The sequence below is a fragment of the Nocardia niwae NBRC 108934 = DSM 45340 genome (genome assembly GCF_001613465.1).
Taxonomy (GTDB): Bacteria; Actinomycetota; Actinomycetes; order Mycobacteriales; family Mycobacteriaceae; genus Nocardia; species Nocardia niwae.
Window position 1 is genome coordinate 180,516 of sequence record NZ_BDCK01000027.1, and the last position, 25,474, is coordinate 205,989.

Below are 25,474 nucleotides of genomic sequence, written 5' to 3' on the forward strand. Positions count from 1 at the left end.
AGACTTGGCGAGAGCGGAATTCGGATGGCTACCGGCTCAGCCGGGAAGCAGGCGGTGGGACATGGCGAAGACGGCGGCGCCCGCTCGGGTGCGGTGGCCGGTCTTCGCGCGCAGTTCGGTGAGGTGATGCGCGACGGTGCGTTCGTGCAGGAGTAGTTCGGCGGCGATCTCCCGGCCGCAGCGGCCACGGGCCGCCAGGCGCAGCACGTCGATCTCGAGCTCCGTGAGGTCGTGGCCCTCGGGGCGGGAGCGGCCTTCGGCGGCCGCGATCACGGCGGCGCATGCCTCGCCGTCGAGCCGGCCCGCGGCGACTTCGGCGCCGAGGTGGGCGGCGGCTTCCGCGGGACGGGCGGCCGGACGATAGGGCCGCGCTTCGGTGCAGGCAGCGAAAACGTCCGCCGCCGCGAGCAATCGCGCCCCCGGTGCGGCGTCTCGCCTGCCCCGGGGGTAACCGCTGCCGTCGAGCCGTTCGTGGTGACCTGCGGCGAGGTCGGCCAGGCTCGCCAGACCGGGGCAGCGGCGCAGGATACGTTCGGTCCAATAACTGTGCAGCCGGACACGTTCCCTGTCTCGCGGGCCGAGCGGGCCACCGCGGTCCCAGACCGTGCTGGACACCGCGGCGCGGCCCAGATCGTGCAGCAGGGCGGCGGCGCGCAGTGCCGCCCGATCGTCGTCGGCCAAGCCCATCCCGGCCGCCGCGGCGTCGGCCAATCCGGCCACGTGCGCCGAGTGCCCCAGCAGGTAGCGGCCTTTCAAGTCGACGACCATCGCCAGCGCCAGTCCGGGGCGGTCGAGTTCGGCGGCCGGAAGCGTCGAGGGCGTTCCCGGCTCCGCGGCGAGGACGGCAGCGAGCAGATCCGGGACGTCGAGCACAGCCCGGATGGCCTCGGCGTCGCAGACGGCGACCAAGTCGGGGTCGAGGTGCCCGCCGGCCCGTCGTCGCAACTCGTCGAGGACGACGTCCGGCCGCGCCGTGATGCCCAGGGCAGGATGCGCCCGGTCGTGCTCGGCGGCGCTGTCGACAGGGGCTTCGAAGTGCCGGAGGCGGCCGCCCACCAGCGTCGAATCCGCGGCGAGCGCGAGCACCGCCTGTTCGGCCAGATGCAGAATCCGGCCCGGGAGCGAGATGGCGTCCCCCCGCAGCCGGTTCGGCGCACCGAGCCCGTCCCAGCGCTCCTCCGCCTCGGCCACCGCGCGAATGACGGGCTCGGTCAGGTCGAGCCGCGGCCCGAGCGCCCGGACGATCTCACCCGAGGAGCGCAGCGCGGGTTGCGCCGCGCTCCGCGACTGCGTGACGAACCGATTGCGCAGCGCCGATTGGGCGGCGGGCGACCAACTGCCGAATCGGCGCAGCTGCGCGGTGTAGACGGCGGGATCGCCCGGATCGAGCACCCGGCACGCGCGCTGGAAGGCGATGTCGTCGGCATACGACTCCGCGTTCTCGCAGGCGCGGCCGGTGCACCCGAGGGCGGCGAGCAGCGCGGCGTGGAAGACCGCGCGGCGCTCGGCGTCCGGCAGCCCGATCCGCTCGGCGAGGTCGGTGGCGACCAGGCAGGTGGCCAGCCCCGTCTCGAACGGGCTCCCGGTGGCGAGGTCGGTGGTCAGCGACAGTGCCGCGAGAACTTCGGCGGCGCGGATCGACGACATGCACCGACAGTAGTGTTCGCCGGTTGCTCGCGCAGCCTCGAATCGGTTCTGCGCGAGGACGATCCGCGCCCGGAACGGACCGGCGTCCGATCGGCTGACGGGCGGTCGTCCGGCTCCGGCAGGGCAGATTCGCCGGGAGGCTGTCGAGGGACGCACTCCGGCAATTCATCAGCACCGTTCGTGCGCGAGCCGGTTCCTCGTCATCCCCGCTCAACGGCCGCCCGCAGCCACGTCCATGGAAGCGGGATCGTCCCGCCGAGCGCGGCGGTGTCCGGCCGTGCCCGACTGCCGGTACGAGCCGGGCTCGACGCCGATCACCTGGAGTGCGGCCGAGCCGACACCGGGGCGCGGCGTCGAACGGCGGCCTGCGGTGCGCTGCGACTAGCGGGCCTTGGCGTGAATCGTCGTGTCAGCGAAAGGCATTCGCATCGGTCAAGGCCCGCCCGAGCACCAGTTGGTGCACCTCCGCCGTGCCTTCGTAGGTGAGCACCGACTCCAGATTGTTCGCGTGGCGCAGCACCGGGTAGTCCAGCGTGATGCCGTTGGCGCCGAGGATCGTGCGGCATTCGCGGGCGATGGCGATGGCTTCCCGCGTGCTGTTCAGTTTGCCCGCGCTCACTTGCTCCGGTGTGACCACGCCGCGGTCCTTCAGCCGTCCGATGTGCAGCGCGAGCAGCTGGCCCTTGCCGAACTCCAGCGCCATGTCGGCCAGCTTGGCCTGGGTGAGCTGGTAGGCGGCCAGCGGTTTGTCGAACACCTCGCGGGTCCTGGCGTACTCGATGGTGGCCGCAAGGCACTCGCGCGCCGCGCCGAGCGCGCCGAACACGATGCCGAAGCGCGCCTCGCTCAGGCATGCCAGCGGCGCGGCCAACCCCCGCGACCCCGGCAGCACCGCGTCGGCGGGCAGGCGAACGTCGTCGAAGCCCAGCTCCGCGGTGACCGACGCGCGCAGCGACAGCTTGCGATGCATCTCCCGCGCGGTGAACCCGGGCGTCCCGGCCGGCACCAGGAACCCGCGGATCACCTGCCGCCCCTCGTCCTCGGTCTGCGCCCAGACCACCGCGACGTCGCTCACCGACCCGTTGGTGATCCACATCTTCGAGCCGTTGAGCACCCAGTCGGCGCCGTCGCGCTTCGCGCGGGTCCGCATCCCGCCCGGATTCGAGCCGAAGTCCGGTTCGGTCAATCCGAAGCAGCCGATCGCGCGTCCCGCGGCCAGCTCCGGCAGCCACTGCTGCTTCTGGTCCTCCGAGCCGAATTTGTGGATCGCGGTCATCGCGAGCGAACCCTGGACCGAGACCATGCTGCGGATGCCGGAGTCGACCGCCTCCAGCTCTTGGCAGGCCAGCCCATACGCGGTCGCCGACATGCCTGCGCAGCCGTAGCCCTCCAGATACATGCCGAGCAGCCCCAGTTCGCCGAGTTCGGGGGCGAGTTCGCGGGCTGGGAAGGTGCCCGCCTCGAACCACTCCGCGACGTGCGGGCGCAGCCGCCGGGCGGCGTAGGCCGCGACGGTATCCCGGATCTCGCGCTCGTCCTCGGATAGCAGTGCATCGGTGGCGAACAGTTCTTCCACGGTGACCATGGATTCAGACTAGAGGTGGGCGGTTCGGGTGAGACCGAACTCACGCATGACCGATAGGCGCAGTATTTCCGGCGCGTGCCCGAGATCCGCGTAATTCGATCGGATCGCAGGGCGAGATCTCGCCGTGCCGACTCGTTTGTGCGGATTTGCCCGATTCGCCTGCGCGCGCCGCCGCGATATGCCCGCACCGGGAAGTTGCCTCGGAATCGCCCCGATTAGGCTGACCCTCATGAGCGAGCTGGGATTCTCCACACGGGCCGTGCACGCCGGGTATGAACCCGATCCGCAGACCGGCGCGGTGAATGTGCCCATCTACGCGAGTTCGACGTTCGCCCAGGACGGCGTGGGCGGGTTGCGCAGCGGTTTCGAGTACGCGCGCACCGGCAACCCGACGCGGTCGGTGCTGGAGGCGAACCTCGCCGCGCTGGAATCGGGCCGCTACGGCCGGGCGTTCGCGTCCGGCATGGCCGCGACCGACTGTGCGCTGCGCGCCACGCTGCGACCGGGCGACCACATCGTGATCCCCGACGACGCCTACGGCGGCACCTTCCGGCTGATCGACAAGGTCTTCAGCCAGTGGGGCATCGAGCATTCGCCCGCGCACGTGTTCAACGTGGACGAGATGCGCGCCGCGATCCGGCCGAACACCAAGCTGGTGTGGATCGAGACCCCGACCAACCCGTTGCTGAGCATCGGTGACATCCCGGCGTTGGCCGACGTCGCGCACGCGGCGGGGGCGAAGCTCGTCGTCGACAACACCTTCGCGACCCCCTACCTGCAGCAGCCGCTCCAGCTCGGCGCCGACATCGTGGTGCACTCCACCACCAAGTACCTCGGCGGCCACTCCGACGTCATCGGCGGCGCGCTGATCACCAACGATCCGGAGCTCGACGCGGCGTTCGCGTTCCTGCAGAACGGCGCGGGCGCGGTCCCCGGCCCGTTCGACGCCTTCCTCACGCTGCGCGGCATCAAAACCCTGGCCCTGCGGATGGAACGCCACTGCGACAATGCCGAAACCCTCGCCGAGTTCCTGTCCGGGCATTCGGCGATCTCGCAGGTGATCTACCCCGGCCTGCCCGAGCATCCGGGCCATGCTGTCGCGGGCAAGCAGATGCGGCGGTTCGGCGGGATGATCTCGGTGCGGCTGCACGGCGACGTCGAGGCCGCGCGCAAGTTCTGCTCGCGGACCGAGGTGTTCACCCTCGCCGAGTCGCTGGGCGGTATCGAGTCGCTGATCGAGCATCCGGCCGCGATGACGCACGCCTCCACCGAAGGCTCCGAGCTGGAGGTGCCCGCGGATCTGGTGCGGCTGTCGGTCGGTATCGAGGATGTCAGCGACCTGCTCGCGGACATCGAGCAGGCATTGAGCTAGGTTCACGGACATGAGGAAGCGGCCGCACCCGATGATCGGGCGCGGCCGCTCGTGTCCGCGGGGGTGTCGGCCGGCCCTGGGGGCGCGGCCCGGACCATCAGCTGTGGTAGGGCTCGGCGCTGATCAGGGTGACCTTCATCGTGTTGCCGTTGGGCAGCGTGTATTCCCTGGTCTCGCCCACCTTGGCGTCGATGAGCGCGCCACCGAGCGGGGAGTTCGGCGAGTAGGTCTCCAGCTTCGAATCGCGGAGGCCCTCCTCCCGGGTGGCGATCAGGAAGGTCTCGGTGTCCGTCTCGTCGCCGTCGTAGTAGACCTTGACGACCGACCCGGGAAGCGCGACGCCGGACTTGGTCGGTGCGACGCCGACCTTGGCGTTGTTCAGCAGCTCCTGCAGCTGGCGAATGCGCGCCTCCTGCTGACCCTGCTCCTCGCGGGCGGCGTGGTACCCGCCGTTCTCCTTGAGGTCGCCCTCTTCCCGGCGCTCGTTGATCTCGGCGGCGATGACCGGACGGTTGGCGATGAGCGCGTCGAGTTCGCTCTTGAGCCTGTCGTGCGACTCCGGGGTCAGCCAGGTCACTTGCGTCTCAGTCATCTCGATCACTCCCTAGTAGTTGTTCCCGGCAGGCCGGGATTCCCTGAGCACCGGCGTGCGCCCACCCGGAAGCGGGCACGCACCAGTCGACGGCTAGAGCGATCCTGGGAAGTTCATCGAACCCCGACAGGCCCTGGTCGCGGGCAAGCTCGCAAGCCCGAACCGTCAGCGCTGGCCGCCAATGCAGCAAACACGGCTCCGAGCCCCGGAACCGTGTATCACGCCATTTTAGCATGAATCACAAATGTGCTGGTCGGAGTTGATTTCCTGGGCAGGTCGCCGGTAAATGCGCGGAAATCAGCCAACCCGTAGATAGGCGGGTACCCGATCGCTGCACGCGTACACGCTGCCCGACGCGGGCCGCGCGGACGAGCGCACGACGGTGGTCAGCTCGACGGTCCCGCTGCTCGACGGTTCGATCAGCACCTCGCGACGACCGAGCTCGGAGCCGTCGCGCGCCATCGCGCGGACGAAACACACCACCGGCCGCTCCGGGTCCGCCCGGGTCACCTTGAGCCGGATGGTCATGGTCGAGTCGTCGACGACGACATAGCCGAGCTGCTCGGCCTCGATGTCCTCCGGCCCGTACTTCTGATACCCGAGGTAGGCCACACCGAGCCCGGCGAGCACCACCACCACACCGAGCACCGGCATGAGCCAACGGCGCGGCTTACGGGGCCGCGTGCCGTACCGGTCGGCCAGGGGGCCGCTCGGCGACGCCGCAGCTTCGGCGGCGCCGCCGCTCTCCGGCGCGGGCTGGCTCATGGTGGTCGCTCCCGGGGGGTACGTCGGAACAAATGTGGGTCGAATGGAACTATAGGTAACGAAGCCCCGACACCCGCGACCGAGAGCGACGGAGAACGAGACGTGAGTGGCCTTCGCCTCATGGCGGTGCACGCCCACCCAGACGACGAGTCCAGCAAGGGTGCCGCGACGACCGCCCGTTACGCCGACGAAGGACACGACGTCCTCGTCGTGACGCTGACCGGCGGAGAGCGCGGAAGCATCCTGAATCCGGCCATGGACACCCCCGGCGTCCTGGAGCGCATCCACGAGATCCGTCGCGAGGAGATGGCCGCCGCCGCCCGCGCGCTCGGCGTGCGCCAGCACTGGCTCGGGTTCGTCGACTCGGGCCTGCCCGAGGGCGATCCGCTGCCGCCGCTGCCCGAGGGCAGCTTCGCGCTGGTTCCGCTGGAGGAGGCCACCGAGGCCTTGGTCCGCGTGGTGCGCGAGTTCAAGCCGCACGTGATGACCACCTACGACGAGACCGGCGGTTATCCGCATCCCGACCACATCCGCTGCCACGAGGTGTCGATGGCGGCGTTCGACGCGGCGGGCGACCCCGAGCGCTTCCCCGACGCGGGTGAGCCGTGGACGCCGCTCAAGCTGTACTACGACCACGGGTTCAGCATGCGGCGGATGGAGGTGTTCGCCGCGGAGTACGAGCGTCTCGGCGAACCGTTCCCACTGCAGGAGTGGCTGGACCGGATGCGCAAATACGCCGCGGAGCGCGGTGACATGATGGCCCGGATCACCACGCAGATCGACTGCGCCAAGTACTTCCCGCAGCGCGACGACGCCCTGCGCGCGCACGCGACGCAGATCGACCCGAACGGCGCGTTCTTCGCCATTCCGCTGGAGATGCAGCAGCGGTTGTGGCCCACCGAGGAGTTCGAGCTGGCCAAGACCCGGGTGCGTACCGAGCTGCCGGAGACCGACCTGTTCGCGGGCATCGAGGACGAGCGGTCGTGACGCTGGTCCTGCTCGCCCAGACGCCCGGCACGCCGACCGGCCCCGAGTTCGGCAAGGCGTCGCCGCTCGGTCTGGTCATCGTCCTGCTCCTGCTGGCGGGCACGTTCCTGCTGATCCGATCGATGAACCGGCACATCAAGGGTCTGCCCGCGACCTTCGAGCCCGAGCACCCCGAACCGGACCAGGAGGCAGACGAAGGGACCGAGCACGGCATCACGCGCCGGGCCGAAGGGTCGGAGGGCGCCGACCACGAGGGACGCGCCGAACCCGGCCGACAGGGCGAGAAGCCCTCCTGACCTGCTGTTTGTTACCTTTCCGCACGCTCTTTCGTCAATGCGATAGTCGCGGCGCGAACCACGGCGTCCTCCCGGACGGCCTTCCGGATTCGTTGCTCGCGTCTCCTATCGACCGCTGAGAGTCAGGAAGAGCGATGACATTCGACGAACTGCGCGCTGCGCTGCCCGGCCGTGTGCTGGTGGCGGGTGACGACGGATTCGAGGATGCGGCCCGCCCGTGGACGACGACAGTCGCTCAGCCGGTGGCCGCCGTGGTGCGGGCCGGCGACGCGGCGGACGTCGCGACCGTGGTGCGGTACGCGGGCGGCGCCGGCGTACCGGTGGTCACCCAGCCGACCGGGCACGGCGCCTCCGGCGGGGTGCCGGACGCGATCCTGCTGCGCACCGGGCAATTGGACGACATCGAGATCGATGCCGAGCGCCGAGTGGCGCGCGTCGGCGCCGGGGCGGCGTGGGGCCGGGTGCAGGCCGCCGCTGCCCGGCACGGGTTGACCGGCCTGGCCGGCAGCAACCCGGTCGTCGGCGTCACCGGCTACACCCTCGGCGGCGGCATGGGCTGGTTCGGCCGCAAGCACGGCTGGGCCTGCGACGCGGTGCGCGCGTTCGAGGTCGTCGACGCCGCGGGCGCTCGCCGCCGGGTCACGGCCGAGGACGATCCGGTGCTGTTCTGGGCGCTGCGCGGCGGCGGTGGCGACTTCGCCGTGGTGACGGCGCTGGAGTTCGACCTGTTTCCCGCGCCGGAATTGTTCGGCGGCCGCATGCTGTGGCCGGAAAGCCGGATCCGGGAGGTGTTCGAGGTCTTCCAGGAGATCACCGCGGTTGCGCCCGACGAGCTGAGCGTGTGGTTCCAGCGCCTGCAGATTCCGGACTCGCCGCCCATGGTCGGCATCGACGCCGTCTACGTGGGCGACCCCGATCGAGGACGCGCGATGCTCGCCCGGCTCGACGCCATCGGGAATCCGCTCCTCGACAAGCGCGGCGTTTTCGGACCCGCCGACATCGGTGCCGTCACCGGCGAACCGACGGATCCGAGCCCGTCGCTCTCGCGCGCGGAGCAGCTGACCGATCTGGGCGACGCCGTGGTCAAGACGCTGATCGACGAGGCGGTCGCGCCGCTGGCGAATGTGCAGATCCGCCACCTCGGCGGCGCGCTGGCCGAAGCCAGGACGGACGGCGGCGCGCGGGGCCCGATCGCGCAGCCGTACCTGCTCTACTGCCTGGGACTCGGGTTGCCACACCTCGCCGATGCGGTCCGGGCGCGGCGCACCGCCATCGTCGACGCGGTGAGCGGGCAGATCAGCGGCGGCAAGCCGTACACCTTCCTCACGCCCGGCGAGACGGCCGCCGCCGCGTTCGATCCCGCGACGCTGACCCGGCTGCGTGAGATCAAGCGCGCCCGGGACCCACACGGCGTCATCCGGGCGAACTACCCGGTACTCGGGTAGGACATGAGGCGCAACGGCCTCCCGCGTCGCGGCCCGCTTCCAGCAGCGCCATGCTCAGGAGGTCCGCGTCGGTCAGGCCGTTGCCGGTGCTCGGGTCGACCTCGGGCCGAGACCGGAGCACGGTCTCGGCCCCGCCGCCGTTCAGAACGGCCAGTCGGTGTCGCGGCCCGCTTCCAGCAGCGGGATCATCCGAAACGCCGCGTCGGTCAGGCCGCCGAAGGCGTGCCGGTGCGGTGTGCCGCTGGGGGCGTGCCCGTAGCGGTACCCGGCCAGGTTCCAGGTGTACAGCGGCACCTCGGCGGGCACGGCCAGGCCGACGTCGCCGTCGTGCGCCTGCTCGTCGGTGAGGATGACGACCCGGTCGTGGCCCGCGTAGTGCTCGCGTACCGCGCCCACCGTGTCGGTTCCCCAGCCGATGAAATAGCCCTCCTCGCGCCACCGCCGCACCGCCGCGAGCACCGGCTCGGCGCGCCGCTGCGGAAACACCAGGCTGGCGGGGCCGGCGTGGCCCTTCCAGGCGCCGCCGAGGCTGGAGTACGACACCACGTCCGCGTGCGCGCAGCGCCGGGCGAGCGCGAGGCCGAACAGCGCCGCCGCGTCCCAGCGCGCGAGCGAGCCGTCCTTGGCGAACCCGGCCTGCATCGAGCCCGAGGTGTCCACCAGCACCAGCGTCCGCCCGGCCAGCGCGGGCACGGCGGCCAGCGAATGACCGAGCGCCTGCTCGAGCGCGTGACCCCAGCGCAGCGACGGCGCGGCCCGGTAGGCCGACAGGAACCGCATCGGCAGCTGCCGCGAGCGGGCCACCTGGTTCGGGTCGGCGAGTTCGGCGGCCACCTGCGCGGCCACGGCGTCGCTCACTCCGGCCTGGTCGAAGTTGCGCAGGTTGCGCAGCTTGGCCATGTAGCCCATGGCCGGGATCAGCGCTTCCCAGACCTTCGCGTCCATCGGGCCCTGTAGCCACCCGGCGACCGCCTCCCAGGTCATGCCGGCCGCGCGCAGCGTGGCACGGGCCCGCTCGGCGTCGTCGAACAGCGCGCGGCGCTGCTCGACCGGACGCGCCATCAGTTCCGCGCGCGCCCGCAGCACGGGCAGCGCCGTGGGCGGTTCGGTCTCTCGTCCGTATCGCCGGTCCAGTGCGTGCGCGAACAGCGCGCCCTGCCACGGCTTGTCGGCCGCGGGAGCGGGATGCGCCAGCTGGAGGACGTCGGCGAAGCGGAAAGCACGCGCGGTGCTGTCCCACTTGAGCAGAGCCCGCTCGTCGTACAGGCGGCGTACGGCGTCGGCGATGCCGCGCTTGACCGGCTTGGGCACCGCGCGCCCGTGTACGGAGGTCCAGTAGGCGAGCAGTTCCCCCGGCTCGTCCGCGCGCTGCAGCACCGAGTCGATCACCTGCCGCGACATGCCCGCCGCGTCCGCGTCCAGCCGCGCCTTGGCGAACTCGGCGGCGCCGACGAGCGCGGCGCTGCGCATGTTCGCCTCGGTGCGCAGCCAGCGCAGGAAGCGGGCGGTCCACTCGGGGTCGGCGAGCGTCGTCCGGTGTACCAGCGCGGCGTAGCGGTCGTCGCGCTGACCCGCGGACTCGTAGAAGGTGTGCTCGCCGACCATGTTCGTGACGGCCAGCAGGAACAACTCGCTCTGCGGCGTACGCGCGTATCCCGCGCCGCCCTCGAAGGTGCGGCCGGTCGGACGGGCCTCGCTGGTGACCGGTGAAGTAGCGCCGGGGCGCGCGAGGTTGAACTTGCTCATGGATTCCCCCAGTCGTGCACGGGGACAGGCGCGGACGCCCGGCCCGAGAAAGATTTCTCCGCGGCGCACCAGTCGACGCAGGCATGGTCGGCCTGCTCGTGGAAGTAGCCGTGAAGTCGCACCGGGCCGGTGCACGCGATGCCCCCCGAGATGGATTTCCGTCTACGGCGATTCCCCGAAGGTCGTGGTGGAGAAGTAGCCGCCGACTTCGCACCGGGAGGTGCGATGGAGTTGTGACGCACCCGGTTTCATCCGGGTGCGTCGAAACTGTAGCGAGGCGAATCCGATTGCCGCACCTTATTTTTGCGAGTGTCCGAGAAAAGGTGGCGACGGCCTGCTCGCCGAATCGAGCGACCGAAATGGCTTCGGCAGGAGTTGAACCCGAAGTAGCCGTTGCCTGCGCACCGGACACGCGCCGCGACTTCGTACGAGTGAACCCGGCCCGAGATCACGAATAGACCACGGATAATGCCCAATGTGCTGGCCGTTACACTACCGCCGCGTGGGCGGTCCGGATTCGAGCCGGAACTTTTGGGTCCCGAAGTAACCGTGGTCCGCGCACCGGGCCGGTGCACGCGTGCGTGAGTCTTGTTGTAATGCACCCGAGATCGAAGTCGGCGACGGTACGTACCGCTCTGCCATTGAGCTACCGGACCGTGGGAGTCCGGGCGGGACTCGAACCCGCAACCTGTCCATTAGAAGTGGAAGTATCCGTTGCCTGCGCACCGGGTGCACATCCGAGGGTAGCGGGACCGTCCGGGCCCGCGCATCTCCTTTTCCCATAGCGGTCATCAGAAGCACACCGCCGGCAACTATTTCGGCGCAAGGTGGAGTTCGCATTGCCGCGCGCCGGTCGGTGTCCTGTGTTACCAATTCAGCCAAACCGCTCGACCGAAGGAAGCTCATGGACAACGTGATCGGACAGATCGACCGTGCACTGGACGCGACCGGAGCGATCGTCGCCGCCGTGGGAGGAGCGGGTCTGGCCGCGCCCACGCCGTGCCGGGAATGGGATGTCCGCACCGTCCTCAACCACACCGTGGGCGGGATGCACATCTTCGCGGCGGCCCTGAGCGGCATGGACGCGGGCGCCGACCACGAGTCCGACTGGCTCGGCGGCGATCCGCAGGGCGCGTACGCCGCGGCGGCGGAGGTCGACCGCGCCGCCTGGCACCGGCCCGACGCGCTCGACGGCACGGTGGGCATCTCGCTCGGCGAGCTGCCCGCCCCCGCGGCGGCACTGGTCCATCTCACCGAGGTTCTGGTGCACGGGCTCGACATCGCGGTCGCCATCGATCGGCCGGATCTGGCCGACGACGAACTGTGCGGCGAACTGCTCGCCACCATGCGCGCCATGGGCGGCATCGATTCTTTCCGCGCGCCCGGCATTTTCGGGCCCGAGATCGCCGTCGCCGACGACGAACCGCCGCACCGCCGGCTGTTGGCCTATGTCGGACGCGAGGTGCTGGCCCGAACGTCATAGTCGGCGGCACGAGTTGGGAGCGGCCGGACTGGCCTTGCCGCTCCCGCACGGCACGATGGGCGTCCGAGATCAGGGCGGCGACGGAATACCGGCTCGACCGAATCGAGCCCGACGGGCCGGAAGGCCCTGCCTTTGGATAGCTCCACCGATTGAGCTACCGGATCGCGAGCGACCCGGACGGGATTCGAACCCGCAACCCATCCACTGATACGGAAGTAACCGTTGCCTGCGCACCGGACGCGGGTAGGACTGTATACGGTCGAATCGACGACGCGCAGCTCATTTTCGTTTCCTTTTCCGGTCGCTTTCGCCCGGAACGCGGCGTGGTGAAGCGTTCGCGTAGCCCAGGTCGTGCGCCCTGTCGACGCTCCCGTGACCGGCGCGACGAGACGACCGCGCGGCCGTACTGCCCGCGCGCAGGAGGGAAGGGTCGTACCGTGGAGCCATGAACCGGCTCGGAGAGGCGACGTCCCCGTACCTGCGCCAGCACGCGGACAATCCCGTGCACTGGCGGGAGTGGGATGCCGAGGCACTGGCCGAAGCGCGGGAGCGGGACGTGCCGATCCTGCTCTCGGTCGGGTACGCGTCCTGTCACTGGTGTCATGTGATGGCGCACGAGTCGTTCGAGGACGCGGCCACGGCCGAGCAGATGAACGCGCATTTCGTCTGCGTGAAGGTCGACCGGGAGGAGCGACCGGACCTGGACGCGGTGTACATGAACGCCACGGTCGCCATGACGGGGCAGGGCGGCTGGCCGATGACCTGCTTCCTGACACCCGACGGCGAACCGTTCTACTGCGGCACCTACTACCCGAAGCTGCCGCGTGGCGGCATGCCGTCGTTCACCCAGCTGCTCACCGCGATCACCGAGACCTGGCGCACCCGGCGCGACGAGGTGAACCAGGCGTCCGCGCAGGTGGCGGGAGCGCTGCGCGACCAGGCGGCGGGACTGCCCGACGCGGACCTGACGATCACCCCGGAGTTGCTCGCCCATGCCGTCGCCGCCGTGCTGCGGGACGAGGACGCCGAGCACGGCGGGTTCGGCGGCGCCCCGAAGTTCCCGCCGTCGGCGCTGCTCGAGGGCTTGCTGCGGCACTGGGAGCGGACCGGAGACCTGGCGGTGTTCGATGTGGTGGCACGCACCGCCGAGGCGATGGCGCGCGGCGGCATCTACGACCAGCTGCGCGGCGGTTTCGCCCGGTATTCGGTCGACGCCGCGTGGCTGGTGCCGCATTTCGAGAAGATGCTCTACGACAACGCGCAGTTGCTGCGCGCCTATGCCCACCTGGCCCGGCGCGGTACGTCGGTGCTTCCCGAGTCGTTGTCGCACCGGGTCACCCGGGAGGTCGTACGGTTCCTGCTCGACGACCTGGGGACCACCCAGGGTGGCTTCGCCTCGGCGCTGGACGCCGACACCCACCTGGAACCCGGTAAGCCCGGCGTCGAAGGCGCGACGTACGTGTGGACGCCCGCCGAGCTGGCCGGTGCGCTCGGTCCGATCGAGGGCGCATGGGCGGCCGGGTTCTTCGGCGTCACCACCGCCGGAAACTTCGAACAGGGCACCTCGGTGCTGACCAGGTACACCGAGCCTGCCACGGCGGAGGACGCCGCGCGCTTGGACCGGGCCCGCGCGGCCTTGATCGCCGCGCGCGACCGCCGCCCCCAGCCGGATCGGGACGACAAGGTGGTGACCGCCTGGAACGGCATGGCGATCACCGCGCTCGCCGAGGCCGCGGCGGCGCTGGACGAGCCGGAGTGGACCGCCGCAGCCGTCCGGTGCGCGCGCTTCCTGCTGGCCGAGCACGTGGTGGACGGGCGAGTGCGGCGCGCCTCGCTCGGCGGTGCCGCTGGCTCAGCGCCCGGCATCCTGGAGGATCACGCCTGGCTGGTCATCGGGCTGCTCGCGCTGCACCAGGCCACCGGCGAACTGGGCTGGCTGGACGACGCGCAACGGTTGCTGGACATCGCGATCGAGCACTTCGCCGACCCGGACCAGCCGGGCGGCTGGTTCGACACCGCCGACGACGCCGAGACTCTCGTCGCCCGTCCGCGCGACCCGATCGACGGAGCCACCCCCGCGGGCGCCTCCGCACTGGCCGAGGCGCTGCTCACCGCCGCGGCCGCGAGCGACCCGGAACGGGCCGTTCGCTACCGCGAACTCGCCGACCGCACCCTGGACCGCGGCGCGATCGTGCTGGCGCGTGCGCCGCGATCGGCGGGGCAGTGGCTCGCCGTCGCCGAGGCGGCACTGCGCGGTCCGCTGCAGGTCGCCATCGCCACCACCGAGCCGGCCGCCCACCCGACCGAATTGCTCGCCGCGGCTCGGTCGGCCGCGCCGGGTGGGTCGGTCGTCCTCGCTGCCGCCCCGAATGCAGTCCCCTTACTGGCCGACCGGCCCTTGGTTCGCGACGCAGCCGCCGCCTATGTCTGCCGCGGCTCCATCTGTGACCTTCCGGTCTCCACTCCGGACCAGCTCCGGGCGGCGCTCCAGCGGAACTAGCGCAAGACTGCCGGTCCACCGCCGCGGGCTCGAACCCGCCATCGGTCCGTGACATGTCGGGGATACGTCGATGTCGGCGTCGTGGGTGCGCTCCGCTGGATCGCCCACCGAGGGGCCGAGCGACGAGCGGCTTGTTGCCGAGACACGCATCCAGGGGCGCCCCGCTGGATCATGGCGGCTTTCGAGGTGCGCCGACACTGTGCCGGACGCGGACCTCACTGCCGATGTGGAGGGGCGGACGCGGATGCGAGGCGCCCGATCACCCTCTGTGCGAGGCGAACCGGGACATCAGGCCATGCGCACAGCTATCCAGCTGAAATTGCACTAACGGCTCGGGGCGTCGAGTTCGGTATCCGGCGTCCTGGTGCCGTCGGCCGGGGGTTCGGCGGTGTGGATCTCGATGACCGGATTGGTGTCCGCCGGAAGGCTGGGCTGATCGCTGTCGGCGTCTTCGGGTCGGGCGGCGGAGGTATCGATGTCGGTCCAGCAGACCGTCGGCTCTTTCATGCCGCGCAGCACGATGGTGTCGTAGCACGTCCATTTGGCGCGTTCGTGTTCCGCGCCCGCCTCGATCACGGCTTGGCTGACCAGGATTCGCCGCGGCACCTCCTTGGCCGCCGTGGTGAGGCGTGCGGCCTCGTTGACGGCGTCACCGATCACCGTGAATTCGAGCCGGGTGTCGGATCCGACGTCGCCCGCGAAGACGGGTCCGCGCGCGACGCCGATCCCGATGTCGAGCTCCCCCGTGGCGATCACCTCGTCACGGATACGGCGCGCCGCCCGCAGGGCCGGGGTGGCGTTGTCGCCCAGCGCGATCGGCGCTCCGAAGACGCACAGCGCCGCGTCGCCTTCGAACTTGTTGACCAGGCCGTTGTTCTCCTCGGTCGCCGCGACGACGATCGCGAGCAATCGGTTGAGCTTGGCCACGAACTCCTGCGGCGGCAGCCCGGTGGACAGTTCCACCGATCCGGTCACGTCGACGAACAGCGCCGACACCTCGCGCACGTCACCGGTGAGGTCCGCGCCGCGGCCGAGCGCGCGCTCGGCCACCTCCGCGCCGACATGCCTGCCGAACACCTCGCGCATCCGCTGTCGTTCGCGCAGGTTCGCCGCCAGCTCGTTGACCGAGTGTTCCAGTCTGCCGATCTCGCTGGTACTGCCGATCGGCACCCGGGCGCCGAGGTCGCCTTGCGCGATCCGGTCCAGGGCGCGACGCAGGGTGCGCATCGGCGCGGCGACCGCGCGCGCGAGGAACGCCGTGGCCAGCGCGCCGACGCCGATGCCGACCGCGGACAGGTAGATGGCGGTGCGGACCCGGTCGGGTGCGGCCGCCGCCGGATCGGCCAGCACGACGATCAGCATGAGCAGCGGAAGCGCCGCCGCGACGGCCCAGGTCAGCACGACCCGCACCAGCACCGACGCACTCCAGTGCATGGTCCAGCCGAGCACTCCGGCGACCACCGGGATGGTCGGCCGGATCAGCCGGTCCACGATCAGGAAGGTGACCGCCGCGGACTCGAACGCGCCGATCGTGAACAGCGACGCCGTCACGCCGGGGTCGTTGTCCGGGCTCAGCCGCGCGAAGATCACGGTCGCCACGATCACGCCGGGGATCCACAGCGCCAGCGCGCGCATGCTGATCGCGACGGGCAGCTGCAGCAGACGTCGCGCCTCCACCTCGGTCGGTTTCCGCGCGGCGTCCAGCCAGCCGAAGTACAGCTTCCGGTCGCGCACCGCCAGCACGATGCCTGCCACGAACCCGACCGCCGGGTAGATGCCGACGAAGGCCAGCGCCCGCGGCCAATCCGCGCCCAGCCTGCCGAGGAATCCGTTCAACCACAGCTGGGTGACGATCACCGCGAGACCGCTGAGATTCGCCGTGGTGACCAAGACGGCCAGACCACCCCGCGCTTTGAGTGCCCAGACGACGAGCTTCGAGATCATCGGGTTCGCGATCCCGGTGGCCGCCGGCGGCCGGTGGAGGTCAACTCCGATGCGGTCGGCTCCGCCGGGGTTCGCACGCGTGCTCGAGCGAGCTCGCGGCTTCCGGGACGGGCGTCCGCGACGCCGATGGCCGCACTGGTCCCGGTGCCCGTTCGCGCCGACGCCGGTTCGGGCCCGGAAGGTGTACCCCCGAGCACACTCTCGCCGCCGCGCGCAGGTCCGGAGTGCGGCGGGGCGATGCCGCCCGTGGCGGCGACGGGGAACACGAACGAGCAGCATAGAGCGACAGCGACCGGCTCAGGCGGTTTCCCGGTCATTTCGCCGGGCAGGCACGACGACCGGACGCCCAGGAGCGCCGTCGGTGGCTCGCCATCCGGCCGCTCGCGGGCCTTAAACCGCCCCCGAGAGGTCGTGCCGCATGCGGCCGACCGGACGAGTCCGGCGAACTCCGCCCGGCCGGACCCGGGCCCGGGCGCGTACCGGCGCGCATGGCGCCGAATCGCCGCGCGGCTCTCGGACGCCCGCTGTTCCATCGCCTGCGCCGCCCCTCTCGTCCGACCTCCCTGTCGACTCTATGCGCTCAGCGCAAGACGACGAGCCAGACCGCCGCGTAGTGGGTCAGTGCCGCGAGCACCGTGGCCGCGTGGAAGAACTCGTGGTGACCGAAGACCGTCGGCCACGGATTCGGCCATTTGGTGGCGTAGAGGATCGCGCCGCCGCTGTAGAACAGGCCGCCGATCAGCAGCAGGATCAGCGGCGCGATGCCGATTTGGCCGTTCAGCTGTCCGGCCACCGGCACGATGGCCCAGCCGAGGAGCAGATACAGCGGAACGCCGACCCAACGGGGAGCGGCGGGCCACAGCAGTTTCAGCGCCACTCCGGCCAGCGCGCCCGCCCAGACCACCGCCAGCAGCGTCTGCCCGGTGCGTCCGGGCAGACCGAGCAGGGCGAAGGGGGTATAGCTGCCCGCGATGAACAGGAAGATCATCGAGTGGTCCGCTCGTTTCATCCGGATACGGGCGCGTGCGGTGGGCCAGGTCACCCGGTGGTAGACCGCGCTGACGCCGAACAGTCCGCACACGGTGATCCCGTAGATCAGCGTCGACCATCCCGCGGTCGCCGAGATCGTGGCGGCGGTGGCGATCAGCACGACGGCCGCGATCGCCGCGACGCCGACGGCCCAGGTGTGGATCCAGCCGCGCATGCGCGGCTTGACCAGCGCCTCCGCGAGCGCTTCGCCCGCCGAGCGGGGGACCGGTGCAGCCGGTCCCGCGTCGGCGGTGCCGACCGATTCGGACACGAGTACCTCCTCGATGGGCAGCCGGACCGGCGCCGTGCCGCCCGGAAACGGGCGGTCGGGGCGGAGCAGCTGAACCCGTCAGTAACCTACGCAACCGTAACTTGCGTGCTCTCGGCTACTGTACCGGCGTATCGCGGTCGATGCCGAGATCGTGTCCCCGAGGCGTAGGGTTGCCCGCGTGGAACTTCCGAGTCAGGTGCGGGGTCTGCCGTATCGCATCTACGAGGCCCGGCTGTCCAGGCAGCTGGCCGGCAAGCAGCATCCCCGGCACGTCGCGGTGATGTGTGACGGCAATCGCCGGTGGGCGCGGGAGAACGGTTTCACCGACGTCAGCCACGGCCACCGGGTGGGCGCGCTGAAGATCGCCGAGCTGGTCGGCTGGTGCGCGGCCGAGGGCATCGAGATGGTGACCGTCTACCTGCTGTCCACCGAGAACCTGCAGCGCGATCCGGACGAGTTGGAGACGCTGTTCGAGGTGATCACCGATGTGGTCGAGGAGCTGTCGGCGCCGGAGCAGGACTGGAGCGTGCGCATCGTCGGCTCGCTCGACGGCTTTCCCGAGCTGATCGCCAAGCGGTTGCGTACCGCCGCCGAGCGCACCGACGGCCGCAACGGCGTGCACGTCAACGTCGCGGTCGGCTACGGCGGCAGGCAGGAGATCACCGACGCGGTGCGCTCGCTGGTGCGCCAGGAGATCGCCGCGGGCGAGACCGGCGAGGACTTGGTTCAGTCGATCACTGTGAACGCGATCGGCCAGCACCTCTACACCTCCGGTCAGCCGGACCCCGATCTGGTCATCCGCACCTCCGGTGAGCAGCGGCTGTCCGGATTCCTGCTGTGGCAGAGCGCATACTCGGAGATATGGTTCACCGAGGCCTACTGGCCGGAGTTCCGCCGAGTGGACTTCCTGCGGGCGTTGCGCGACTTCGCCGCGCGCCATCGCCGTTTCGGCGTCTGATTCGATCTTGGTCCGCTGAATCCGGCATCACCGTCGCCCTTCTCGCGTACCGTGCGGTCTCATGAGCTCGTTCGACCACCGGCCCGCCGAACCCGCATCGCGCGAACCGGATGACTCGATCAGCTACGCGGAGTTCGGTAGGCGTTTTCTCGACTACGCCGCCTCGGAGGAGCGCATCTCCGGCGCGTTCGCTCAGTTGACCGGCACCGCCTTCGATTTCGGCCCGATCGGGGTGGGTCCAGGGCGGTTGGCCAAGGTCACGGCGGAGGTCCAGCTCGGCGCGTCGCGGCTGCGCCGCCGCGGCGAGGAGACGATCGCGTTCGAATTGATCATCCCGCTGGAGGTCGACCTGCTGCTGGATCTGGCGGTCGACCGCCACCGGTTCCACGTCGAGGGCACCGTGCATCTGCAGCTGACGGTACGCACCGCGGCGCCGCTGCGGGTGGTGATCGATATCGCCGAGCCGCGACCGGGTGACGTGCGCGTCAATGTCGCCGCCGCCACCAAGCGCGGCCAGTTGCTGCGCCTTCTCGCCAGCGTCGATCAGGAGGTCAAGCGTTTCGTCGCCCGCTATATCTCCGCCGAGATCCGTAAGCCGCACATCGCCGCGGTCCGCGATATCGACGTCGCTCACCGACTGGACGAGGCATGGAAATTGTAAGCGGAATCACAATTTCCGCAGCCGCAGCCGATTGATGCTGTGGTCGGCGTCCTTGCGCAGCACCAGGGTCGCGCGCGGCCGGGTGGGCAGAATGTTCTCCACCAGATTCGGCCGGTTGGTGTTGTTCCAGATCTCCTGCGCGGCGGCGGTCGCCTGCTCGTCGGTGAATCCGGAGTAGTGGTGGAAATGCGCGTTCGGATCGGCGAAAGCGGTCTTGCGCAAGGTGAGAAACCGTTGTACGTACCACTTCTCGATGTCCTCGATGCGAGCGTCGACGTAGATCGAGAAGTCGAACAGATCGGAGACCATCAGGCGCGGACCGGTCTGCAGCACGTTCAAACCCTCCACGATCAGAATGTCGGGTTGGCGCACGCAATGCAGCTTGCTCGGCACGATGTCGTAGGAGATGTGCGAATACACCGGGGCGCAGACCTCGGCCGCTCCGGATTTCACCTCGGTGACGAATCGCAGCAGCTTGCGGCGGTCGTAACTCTCCGGAAATCCCTTGCGGTGCATGATCCCGCGCCGGGTGAGTTCCGCGGTGGGATAGAGGAATCCATCGGTGGTGACCAGATCGACCCGCGGGTGGTGGTCCCAGCGGGCCAGCAGCGCCTGCAGCACGCGCGCGGTGGTGGACTTGCCCACCGCGACGCTGCCCGCCACCCCGATGACGAACGGTACCTGCTGGTCGGGATGGGTTTCGCCGAGAAATGTCGCGGTCGCGGCGAACAGCCGCTGACGCGCGGCGACTTGCAAGTGGATGAGACGAGCGAGCGGGAGATAGACCTCCGCGACTTCCTCGAGATCGATCTGTTCCCCGAGACCGCGCAGGCCGATCAGTTCTTCCTCGGTGAGCACCAGGGGAGTCGATTTACGCAGGGTCCGCCACTGTTTCCGGTCGAATTCCACGTATGGACTCGGCTCGCTCATTCGTGCCACTTACCCGACGCTCCGTTTCGGCAAACACGCACAGTTACGGTGCGGATCCGGTGAGATTCGGTCTAGCTGTCGCCGCATAGCCGAATTCTGCTCCGCGTCACCGTCGTGGGATGAGCGGGGTACCACTACCCGTTGGTAACCCGCTCGATGACCGGGGTGTGAGCCGCTAATGTCGGCGGGCATGGAAGCGCATCCGCTCGTGACCGAATACCTGCGGCTCGGCCTCGCCTTCGACCGGCTGGAAGAGGGCTTCGTCGACGCCTACACCGGCGACCCCGCACTGCGCCGCGAGGTACAGAACGCGCCCGCGCCGCAGCCGCGCGAGCTTGCTCGCCGCGCGGCCGAACTGCGTGCCGCGGTGCCGGAGGCCGGGTTGGCGCCGGAACGCGCCGAATTCCTCGATGTGCACCTGCGCGCGCTGGAGTGTTCCGGACGGAAGTTCGCCGGTGACGACATCGGGTTCGTCGAGGAGGTTCGCGCCTACTTCGACGTCGACATCGAGCCCGGCGACGTGGACGACTACCGGGACGCGCACCGGCAGATGGACGAGGTGCTCGCCGGGGACGGTCCGCTGGCCGAACGGGTGGCCGCGCATCGCAAGGCCGACGAGATCCCGCCGGAGCGTCTGCCGGTGTGCGTCGAAGCGTTCTCCAGCGCGCTGCGTGAGCTGGTCCGCGCCCGGTACCCGCTGCCCGACCACGAGCACGTCACCTACGAGGTGGTCGGCGACAAGCCGTGGTCCGGGTTCAACTACTACCTGGGCAACTACCACTCCCGAGTGGCGATCAATTCCGACCTGAAGCAGCACATGGCGCACCTGCCGCAGCTGATCGCGCACGAGTCCTACCCGGGGCACCACACCGAGCACTGCCGCAAGGAGGCCGGGTTGGTCGCCGCCGGGCAGGCCGAGCAGACGCTGTTTTTGGTGAACACGCCCCAGTGCCTGATGGCCGAAGGGCTCGCCGATCTGGCGTTGCGTTCGATCGTCGGGCCCGGCTGGGGCAAGTGGGCGCAGGAGATCTACGCGGATCTCGGTCTGCGCTTCGACGGCGAACGAGCCGAACGCCTTTCGAACGCCTCGGCCGAGCTGCTGAGCGTGCGCCAGGACGCCGCCCTGCTGCTGCACGACCGCGGGCGCTCGTCCGACGAGGTAGCGGAGTTCCTGCAGACCTGGAGCCTGACCACGCCGGAGCGGGCGCGCCAGTCGCTGCGCTTCCTGTCGTCACCGCTGTGGCGGGCCTACATCTCCACCTACGTCGAGGGATACCGGCTGCTGGGCGGCTGGCTCGATCGCGCGGTCGACGCCGAGGACCGCGCCGATCGTTTCCGCAGGCTGCTCGACGAGCCGCTCACACCGGGCGCGGTGCGCGCGGCGGCGTGAGGGTCACTGGATCACCGCGCAGCCCTGGCCGCCTGCCGAGATGCTGCACAGCAGCAGTGCGAGGGTGCGCAACAGCGCCTCGACCGGAGACGTGGGCACCGAGACCGAGCCGACCATGTTCGTTCCTTCGTCAGGTGTTCGTGAACTGTCACCAAGGAAACCGGTCGGTGCACCGGCGCTCGTTACGGCTTGTAGAGCCCCGTGAATCGATCGCCCGGCGATGCGCCGCGGCCACGCACGACCGACGCGTCTGTCATCGGACCGGGCGGTCGCGGGATGCGGCGATCAGACGGCCGCGAAAGTGATGCGCACCGAGATCGGATCGCTCTCCAGCGCTTTCATGGTGCGCTCGGCGACCGCGGCGGCGACGCGCCCCTTGGCGAACGTGCGCGAGCGGGCCACCACGTCGTCCTGCGGCACGAAGGCGGCCGTGCCGGTGCGCCAGTGGCTGCCCTGGCGGAGCCGGACGTGCGGGTCGGCGGCGATATTGCGGGCCCAGCCGGACCGATGGCCGTGCTGCGAGATCAGCCACGCGCCGGTCTCGTCGATCGACGCCGTGACCGGCACGCGCCGCGGCCGGCCCGATTTCGCGCCGACGGTCTCCAATTCGGCGATCAGCGACGACCGGACGCCGAGCTGGTCGAGCAGCCCGACAGCCGGGTTGACCAGGTAGCGGCCGATCAGGCGTTCGCGCCGGAATTTGCGTACCGCGGCGCTCGGTGTTCGTCCCGCCATGGCAGTGCTCCTCAGGGTCGGTGGTGCGGGCGGAAAATGGCGCAGGTGGTGGTGGCGTGCGCGACCAGGCGGCCCTGCTCGTCGACCACGCGTCCTTCGGCGGTCGCGGTGGTGCGCCCGAGATGGATCGTGGTGCCGGTGGCGGTGAGGCGCTGCCCGTCGGTGGGCACGGCCCGGATGTAGTTGATCTTCAGTTCCAGCGTCGTGTACCCGACGCCCGCCTCCAGTGTGGTGTGCACCGCGCAGCCCATCACCGAGTCGAGCAGGGTGGCGCAGATGCCGCCGTGGGTGGTGCCGAGCGGGTTGGCGAACTCGGGCCTGGTGCGCAGGGTGAAGACCACCTTGCCGTGCTCGAGTTCGCCGACCTCGATGCCGAGCAGGTCACCGATGAACGGCGGACGGTCCGTCCTGGTCATCGCGGTCCGCAGGAGTTCGAGACCGGACAGCTGAGCCAGGTCCACGGTGGCTTCGGACATATCCATCCTTTCGATGAACCGATCGGTCCACATCTGACATGATTGCAACATGGACCGATCGGTTCACGCAACCCTCGGCAAGGAGTTCGCATGACGGCAGGGCCGCGCACCAGGCTGATCGAAAGCGCCATCGAGCTGGTTCGCGAACAGGGCGTGCACGCCGCGGGGCTGGCCACTCTGCTGGAACGCGGCAACGCCTCGCGCAACTCGCTCTATCAGCACTTTCCCGCAGGCAAGAGCGAACTGGTCGAGACCGCCACCCGGGTCGCGGGCGCGCGGATCGGCGAGGTGATCGACAAGGTCACCGCCGCGCCGCCGCACCGCTGGTTCGATTCGCTGCTCAGTTGGTGGGTCGGCACGCTGGAGAAGACCGGCTATCGCGCCGGATGCCCCGTCGTCGGGGCGGCATTGGCCGAGTCGGAGCCCCGGGTGCAGGCGGCCGCGGGCGAGGTCTTCGTGAACTGGCACGAACGACTCGGCTCGGCGCTGGTCGCCGCGGGCCTGCCCGCTGAGGAGGCGCGCTCGTTCAGCAGCTTCGCATTCAGCGCGATGGAGGGCGCCATCGTGCAGGCACGGGCCATGAAGTCGACACAGCCGCTGGAAGACGCCCGGCGGCATCTGGCGGTGCTGATGCAGAACTACCTGCCGGAGGACGCATCCGATTGAACGCGTGGCGGCCGGGTCGGGTGAACGATCCCGGCCTGGGGGGCTGTTCGGCCGCTCGGCGCGCCGGGCTGGCTGGACGCTTGGCGTCCGGTTTGGTGGGAGGTTTGGCGCATTGGGGCCGGTGAGGCGCGTGGCGGTCGGATTGGTGGGGGATTGGGGCCGGTGAGGCGCGTGGCGGTCGGGTTGGCGGGGGGCTTGGCGCATTGGGGCCGGTGAGGCGCTGGTGGGCCGGGTTGGTTGGAGGCTCGGCGGGGCCGGTCGAATGCCTGGCGATGGTTGTCCGCTGGAAGCTCGCACCACCGTGCGGGAGATCGCGCATCACTCCGGGCACGCCGACATCATTTGCGAGGCGTTGGACGGGACGAACAGCACGGCGGCGGGTGTCGGCCGAAGCTGTTCGGCGAAGGACTGCCCGGGCCTCGGCGTGTCGCGCGTCACTCCGGATCGCCCTGCGCGCCGTCGGTGACCGGGAGGGGTGAACCCCCTGCTCCGGGGCCGGGCCCGCGGCCCATAGACTGAGGTCGTGACGCAGACGACCGCCTCTGTCAATTCCCAGTCTCTCGGTGAGCTCGATCCGGAGCTCGCCGCCGCGATGGCAGGCGAGCTCGCCCGCGAACGCGACACGCTCGAGATGATCGCCTCGGAGAACTTCGTGCCGCGCGCGGTGCTGCAGGCGCAGGGCAGCGTGCTGACCAACAAGTACGCCGAGGGTTATCCCGGGCGGCGCTACTACGGCGGTTGCGAGCACGTCGACGTGGTGGAGACCCTGGCGCGCGACCGCGCCAAGGAGCTGTTCGGCGCCGAATTCGCCAACGTGCAGCCGCATTCCGGCGCGCAGGCGAACGCCGCGGTGCTGATGTCGCTGATGGACCCGGGCGACAAGCTGCTCGGTCTCGACCTCGCGCACGGCGGTCACCTGACCCACGGCATGCGCCTGAACTTCTCCGGCAAGCTCTACGAGGTGCACTCCTACGGGGTGAGCAAGGAAGACCACCGCGTCGACATGGACGAGGTGCGCGACATCGCCTTGCAGGCGCGCCCGAAGGTGATCGTGGCGGGCTGGTCGGCCTACCCGCGTCACCAGGACTTCGCGGCGTTCCGCTCGATCGCCGACGAGGTCGGCGCCTACCTGTGGGTGGACATGGCGCACTTCGCCGGGCTGGTCGCCGCCGGTCTGCACCCTTCGCCGGTGCCCTACGCCGACGTGGTGTCCTCGACCGTGCACAAGACCCTCGGCGGTCCGCGCTCCGGTCTGATCCTGGCCAAGCAGGAGTACGCGAAGAAGCTCAACAGCTCGGTGTTCCCGGGCCAGCAGGGCGGTCCGCTCATGCACGCCATCGCCGCCAAGGCCGTCGCGTTCAAGATTGCCGCGGGCGAGGAGTTCAAGAACCGTCAGGAGCGCACCCTGTCCGGTGCGAAGATCCTGGCCGAGCGGCTCACCGCCGCCGACGTCAAGGACAAGGGCATCAGCGTGCTCACCGGCGGTACCGACGTGCACCTGGTGCTGGTCGACCTGCGCAACTCCGAACTCGACGGCCAGCAGGGCGAGGACCTGCTGCACGAGATCGGTATCACCGTCAACCGCAATGCCGTTCCGTTCGACCCGCGTCCCCCGATGGTCACCTCCGGCCTGCGCATCGGCACCGCCGCCCTGGCCACCCGCGGCTTCGGCGACGCCGAGTTCACCGAGGTCGCCGACATCATCGCGGGCGCGCTGGCCGGTAGCGCCGACCTGGACGCCCTGCGCGCGCGGGTGAGCAAGCTGGCCGAGGACGTCCCGTTGTACGACGGCCTGGAGGACTGGCGCCTGCTGGGCTGACGCCTGGTTCCCGCTTCGTGCGTCCGCCGCCCGGGCGCACGATGCGGCGGCTACCCGTCCGTATGTCCAGCGGCGGCTTCCTACGAGCCCGTCGAGGACGGCTGCCGGCTCGCGCGCCCTGGAGAACGACACTTGCGTGGCCCCGGCAGACTGTGGACGTCGAAGCGATTGCCCGGT

General features: G+C 70.2%; 21 protein-coding genes. 11 read left to right on the forward strand and 10 right to left on the reverse strand.

The genetic code is table 11. From position 1 onward, the window contains the following. Positions 1 to 36: 36 nt before the first annotated feature. Complete coding sequence (locus tag NNI01S_RS19680) at positions 37 to 1,647, reverse strand: HD domain-containing phosphohydrolase (RefSeq protein WP_063021561.1); 1,611 nt, start codon at positions 1,645 to 1,647, stop codon at positions 37 to 39. A 409-nt stretch (positions 1,648 to 2,056) separates the two neighbouring features. Continuing rightward, positions 2,057 to 3,232 (reverse strand): acyl-CoA dehydrogenase family protein, encoded by a 1,176-nt coding sequence (locus tag NNI01S_RS19685; protein ID WP_063021562.1) that lies wholly within the window; start codon positions 3,230 to 3,232, stop codon positions 2,057 to 2,059. Between the two features lie 229 nt (positions 3,233 to 3,461). On the opposite strand from NNI01S_RS19685, the gene NNI01S_RS19690 reads away from it, so the two are divergent. Next, a complete protein-coding gene (locus NNI01S_RS19690) occupies positions 3,462 to 4,604 on the forward strand; it encodes a cystathionine gamma-synthase (RefSeq protein WP_063021563.1) in 1,143 nt (380 codons plus the stop codon). A gap of 97 nt (positions 4,605 to 4,701) precedes the next feature. Here NNI01S_RS19690 and greA read toward each other — a convergent pair whose 3' ends face one another. Together greA and NNI01S_RS19700 are read right to left on the reverse strand one after the other, a co-directional pair. Next, positions 4,702 to 5,196 (reverse strand): transcription elongation factor GreA, encoded by a 495-nt coding sequence (gene greA, locus NNI01S_RS19695; protein WP_040782534.1) that lies wholly within the window; start codon positions 5,194 to 5,196, stop codon positions 4,702 to 4,704. A gap of 297 nt (positions 5,197 to 5,493) precedes the next feature. Continuing rightward, positions 5,494 to 5,961 carry a DUF4307 domain-containing protein gene (locus tag NNI01S_RS19700; RefSeq protein ID WP_063917564.1) on the reverse strand — a complete coding sequence of 156 codons (468 nt, stop codon included), beginning with the start codon at positions 5,959 to 5,961 and terminating at the stop codon, positions 5,494 to 5,496. A 102-nt stretch (positions 5,962 to 6,063) separates the two neighbouring features. Here NNI01S_RS19700 and mca point away from each other — a divergent pair, with 102 nt between their 5' ends. The 3 genes from mca (at position 6,064) to NNI01S_RS19715 (ending at position 8,689) form a co-directional block, all read left to right on the forward strand. After that, complete coding sequence (gene mca, locus NNI01S_RS19705; protein WP_245676277.1) at positions 6,064 to 6,948, forward strand: mycothiol conjugate amidase Mca; 885 nt, start codon at positions 6,064 to 6,066, stop codon at positions 6,946 to 6,948. Continuing rightward, the gene (locus tag NNI01S_RS19710) at positions 6,945 to 7,244 is read left to right on the forward strand and encodes a hypothetical protein (protein WP_157114866.1); all 300 of its coding nucleotides are present in this window, start codon (positions 6,945 to 6,947) and stop codon (positions 7,242 to 7,244) included. The genes mca and NNI01S_RS19710 overlap by 4 nt, the downstream gene beginning before the upstream one ends. A gap of 134 nt (positions 7,245 to 7,378) precedes the next feature. Then, a complete protein-coding gene (locus NNI01S_RS19715) occupies positions 7,379 to 8,689 on the forward strand; it encodes an FAD-binding oxidoreductase (RefSeq protein ID WP_063021565.1) in 1,311 nt (436 codons plus the stop codon). Between the two features lie 141 nt (positions 8,690 to 8,830). Here the strand turns inward: NNI01S_RS19715 and NNI01S_RS19720 are convergent, their stop codons facing one another. Then, positions 8,831 to 10,435 carry a TROVE domain-containing protein gene (locus NNI01S_RS19720; protein ID WP_063021566.1) on the reverse strand — a complete coding sequence of 535 codons (1,605 nt, stop codon included), beginning with the start codon at positions 10,433 to 10,435 and terminating at the stop codon, positions 8,831 to 8,833. Between the two features lie 904 nt (positions 10,436 to 11,339). Here NNI01S_RS19720 and NNI01S_RS19725 point away from each other — a divergent pair. Both NNI01S_RS19725 and NNI01S_RS19730 read left to right on the forward strand, forming a co-directional pair. Continuing rightward, positions 11,340 to 11,918: a TIGR03086 family metal-binding protein gene (locus tag NNI01S_RS19725; protein ID WP_063021567.1), complete on the forward strand. Its 579-nt coding sequence runs from the start codon at positions 11,340 to 11,342 to the stop codon at positions 11,916 to 11,918. Between the two features lie 445 nt (positions 11,919 to 12,363). Next, entirely contained in the window at positions 12,364 to 14,418 is a 2,055-nt protein-coding gene (locus tag NNI01S_RS19730) for a thioredoxin domain-containing protein (protein ID WP_063021568.1), read from the forward strand. 324 nt (positions 14,419 to 14,742) lie between these two features. Here NNI01S_RS19730 and NNI01S_RS19735 read toward each other — a convergent pair whose 3' ends face one another. Both NNI01S_RS19735 and trhA read right to left on the reverse strand, forming a co-directional pair. Then, positions 14,743 to 16,362, reverse strand: a complete 1,620-nt coding sequence (locus NNI01S_RS19735) for an adenylate/guanylate cyclase domain-containing protein (RefSeq protein ID WP_084489023.1) — start codon at positions 16,360 to 16,362, stop codon at positions 14,743 to 14,745. 580 nt (positions 16,363 to 16,942) lie between these two features. Beyond that, positions 16,943 to 17,662: a PAQR family membrane homeostasis protein TrhA gene (trhA, locus tag NNI01S_RS19740; RefSeq protein WP_435825499.1), complete on the reverse strand. Its 720-nt coding sequence runs from the start codon at positions 17,660 to 17,662 to the stop codon at positions 16,943 to 16,945. A 178-nt stretch (positions 17,663 to 17,840) separates the two neighbouring features. Here trhA and NNI01S_RS19745 point away from each other — a divergent pair, with 178 nt between their 5' ends. Both NNI01S_RS19745 and NNI01S_RS19750 read left to right on the forward strand, forming a co-directional pair. Further along, the gene (locus NNI01S_RS19745; protein WP_063021569.1) at positions 17,841 to 18,620 is read left to right on the forward strand and encodes an isoprenyl transferase; all 780 of its coding nucleotides are present in this window, start codon (positions 17,841 to 17,843) and stop codon (positions 18,618 to 18,620) included. 61 nt (positions 18,621 to 18,681) lie between these two features. Continuing rightward, positions 18,682 to 19,281 (forward strand): hypothetical protein, encoded by a 600-nt coding sequence (locus NNI01S_RS19750; RefSeq protein ID WP_063021570.1) that lies wholly within the window; start codon positions 18,682 to 18,684, stop codon positions 19,279 to 19,281. Between the two features lie 6 nt (positions 19,282 to 19,287). Here NNI01S_RS19750 and coaA read toward each other — a convergent pair whose 3' ends face one another. Further along, positions 19,288 to 20,220, reverse strand: a complete 933-nt coding sequence (coaA, locus tag NNI01S_RS19755; protein ID WP_039800785.1) for a type I pantothenate kinase — start codon at positions 20,218 to 20,220, stop codon at positions 19,288 to 19,290. 181 nt (positions 20,221 to 20,401) lie between these two features. On the opposite strand from coaA, the gene NNI01S_RS19760 reads away from it, so the two are divergent. Next, on the forward strand, positions 20,402 to 21,601 hold the full coding sequence (locus NNI01S_RS19760; protein WP_063021629.1) for a hypothetical protein: 1,200 nt from the start codon (positions 20,402 to 20,404) through the stop codon (positions 21,599 to 21,601). 285 nt (positions 21,602 to 21,886) lie between these two features. Here NNI01S_RS19760 and NNI01S_RS19765 read toward each other — a convergent pair whose 3' ends face one another. Further along, positions 21,887 to 22,336: a nitroreductase family deazaflavin-dependent oxidoreductase gene (locus tag NNI01S_RS19765; RefSeq protein WP_063021571.1), complete on the reverse strand. Its 450-nt coding sequence runs from the start codon at positions 22,334 to 22,336 to the stop codon at positions 21,887 to 21,889. Positions 22,337 to 22,347: 11 nt separating this feature from the next. Next, positions 22,348 to 22,812 carry a PaaI family thioesterase gene (locus NNI01S_RS19770; protein ID WP_084489040.1) on the reverse strand — a complete coding sequence of 155 codons (465 nt, stop codon included), beginning with the start codon at positions 22,810 to 22,812 and terminating at the stop codon, positions 22,348 to 22,350. Positions 22,813 to 22,902: 90 nt separating this feature from the next. On the opposite strand from NNI01S_RS19770, the gene NNI01S_RS19775 reads away from it, so the two are divergent. Both NNI01S_RS19775 and glyA read left to right on the forward strand, forming a co-directional pair. Beyond that, positions 22,903 to 23,478, forward strand: coding sequence for a TetR/AcrR family transcriptional regulator (locus tag NNI01S_RS19775; RefSeq protein WP_063021572.1), 576 nt, complete (start codon positions 22,903 to 22,905; stop codon positions 23,476 to 23,478). Between the two features lie 523 nt (positions 23,479 to 24,001). Further along, positions 24,002 to 25,297: a serine hydroxymethyltransferase gene (glyA, locus tag NNI01S_RS19780; RefSeq protein WP_063021573.1), complete on the forward strand. Its 1,296-nt coding sequence runs from the start codon at positions 24,002 to 24,004 to the stop codon at positions 25,295 to 25,297. Positions 25,298 to 25,474: the final 177 nt, after the last annotated feature.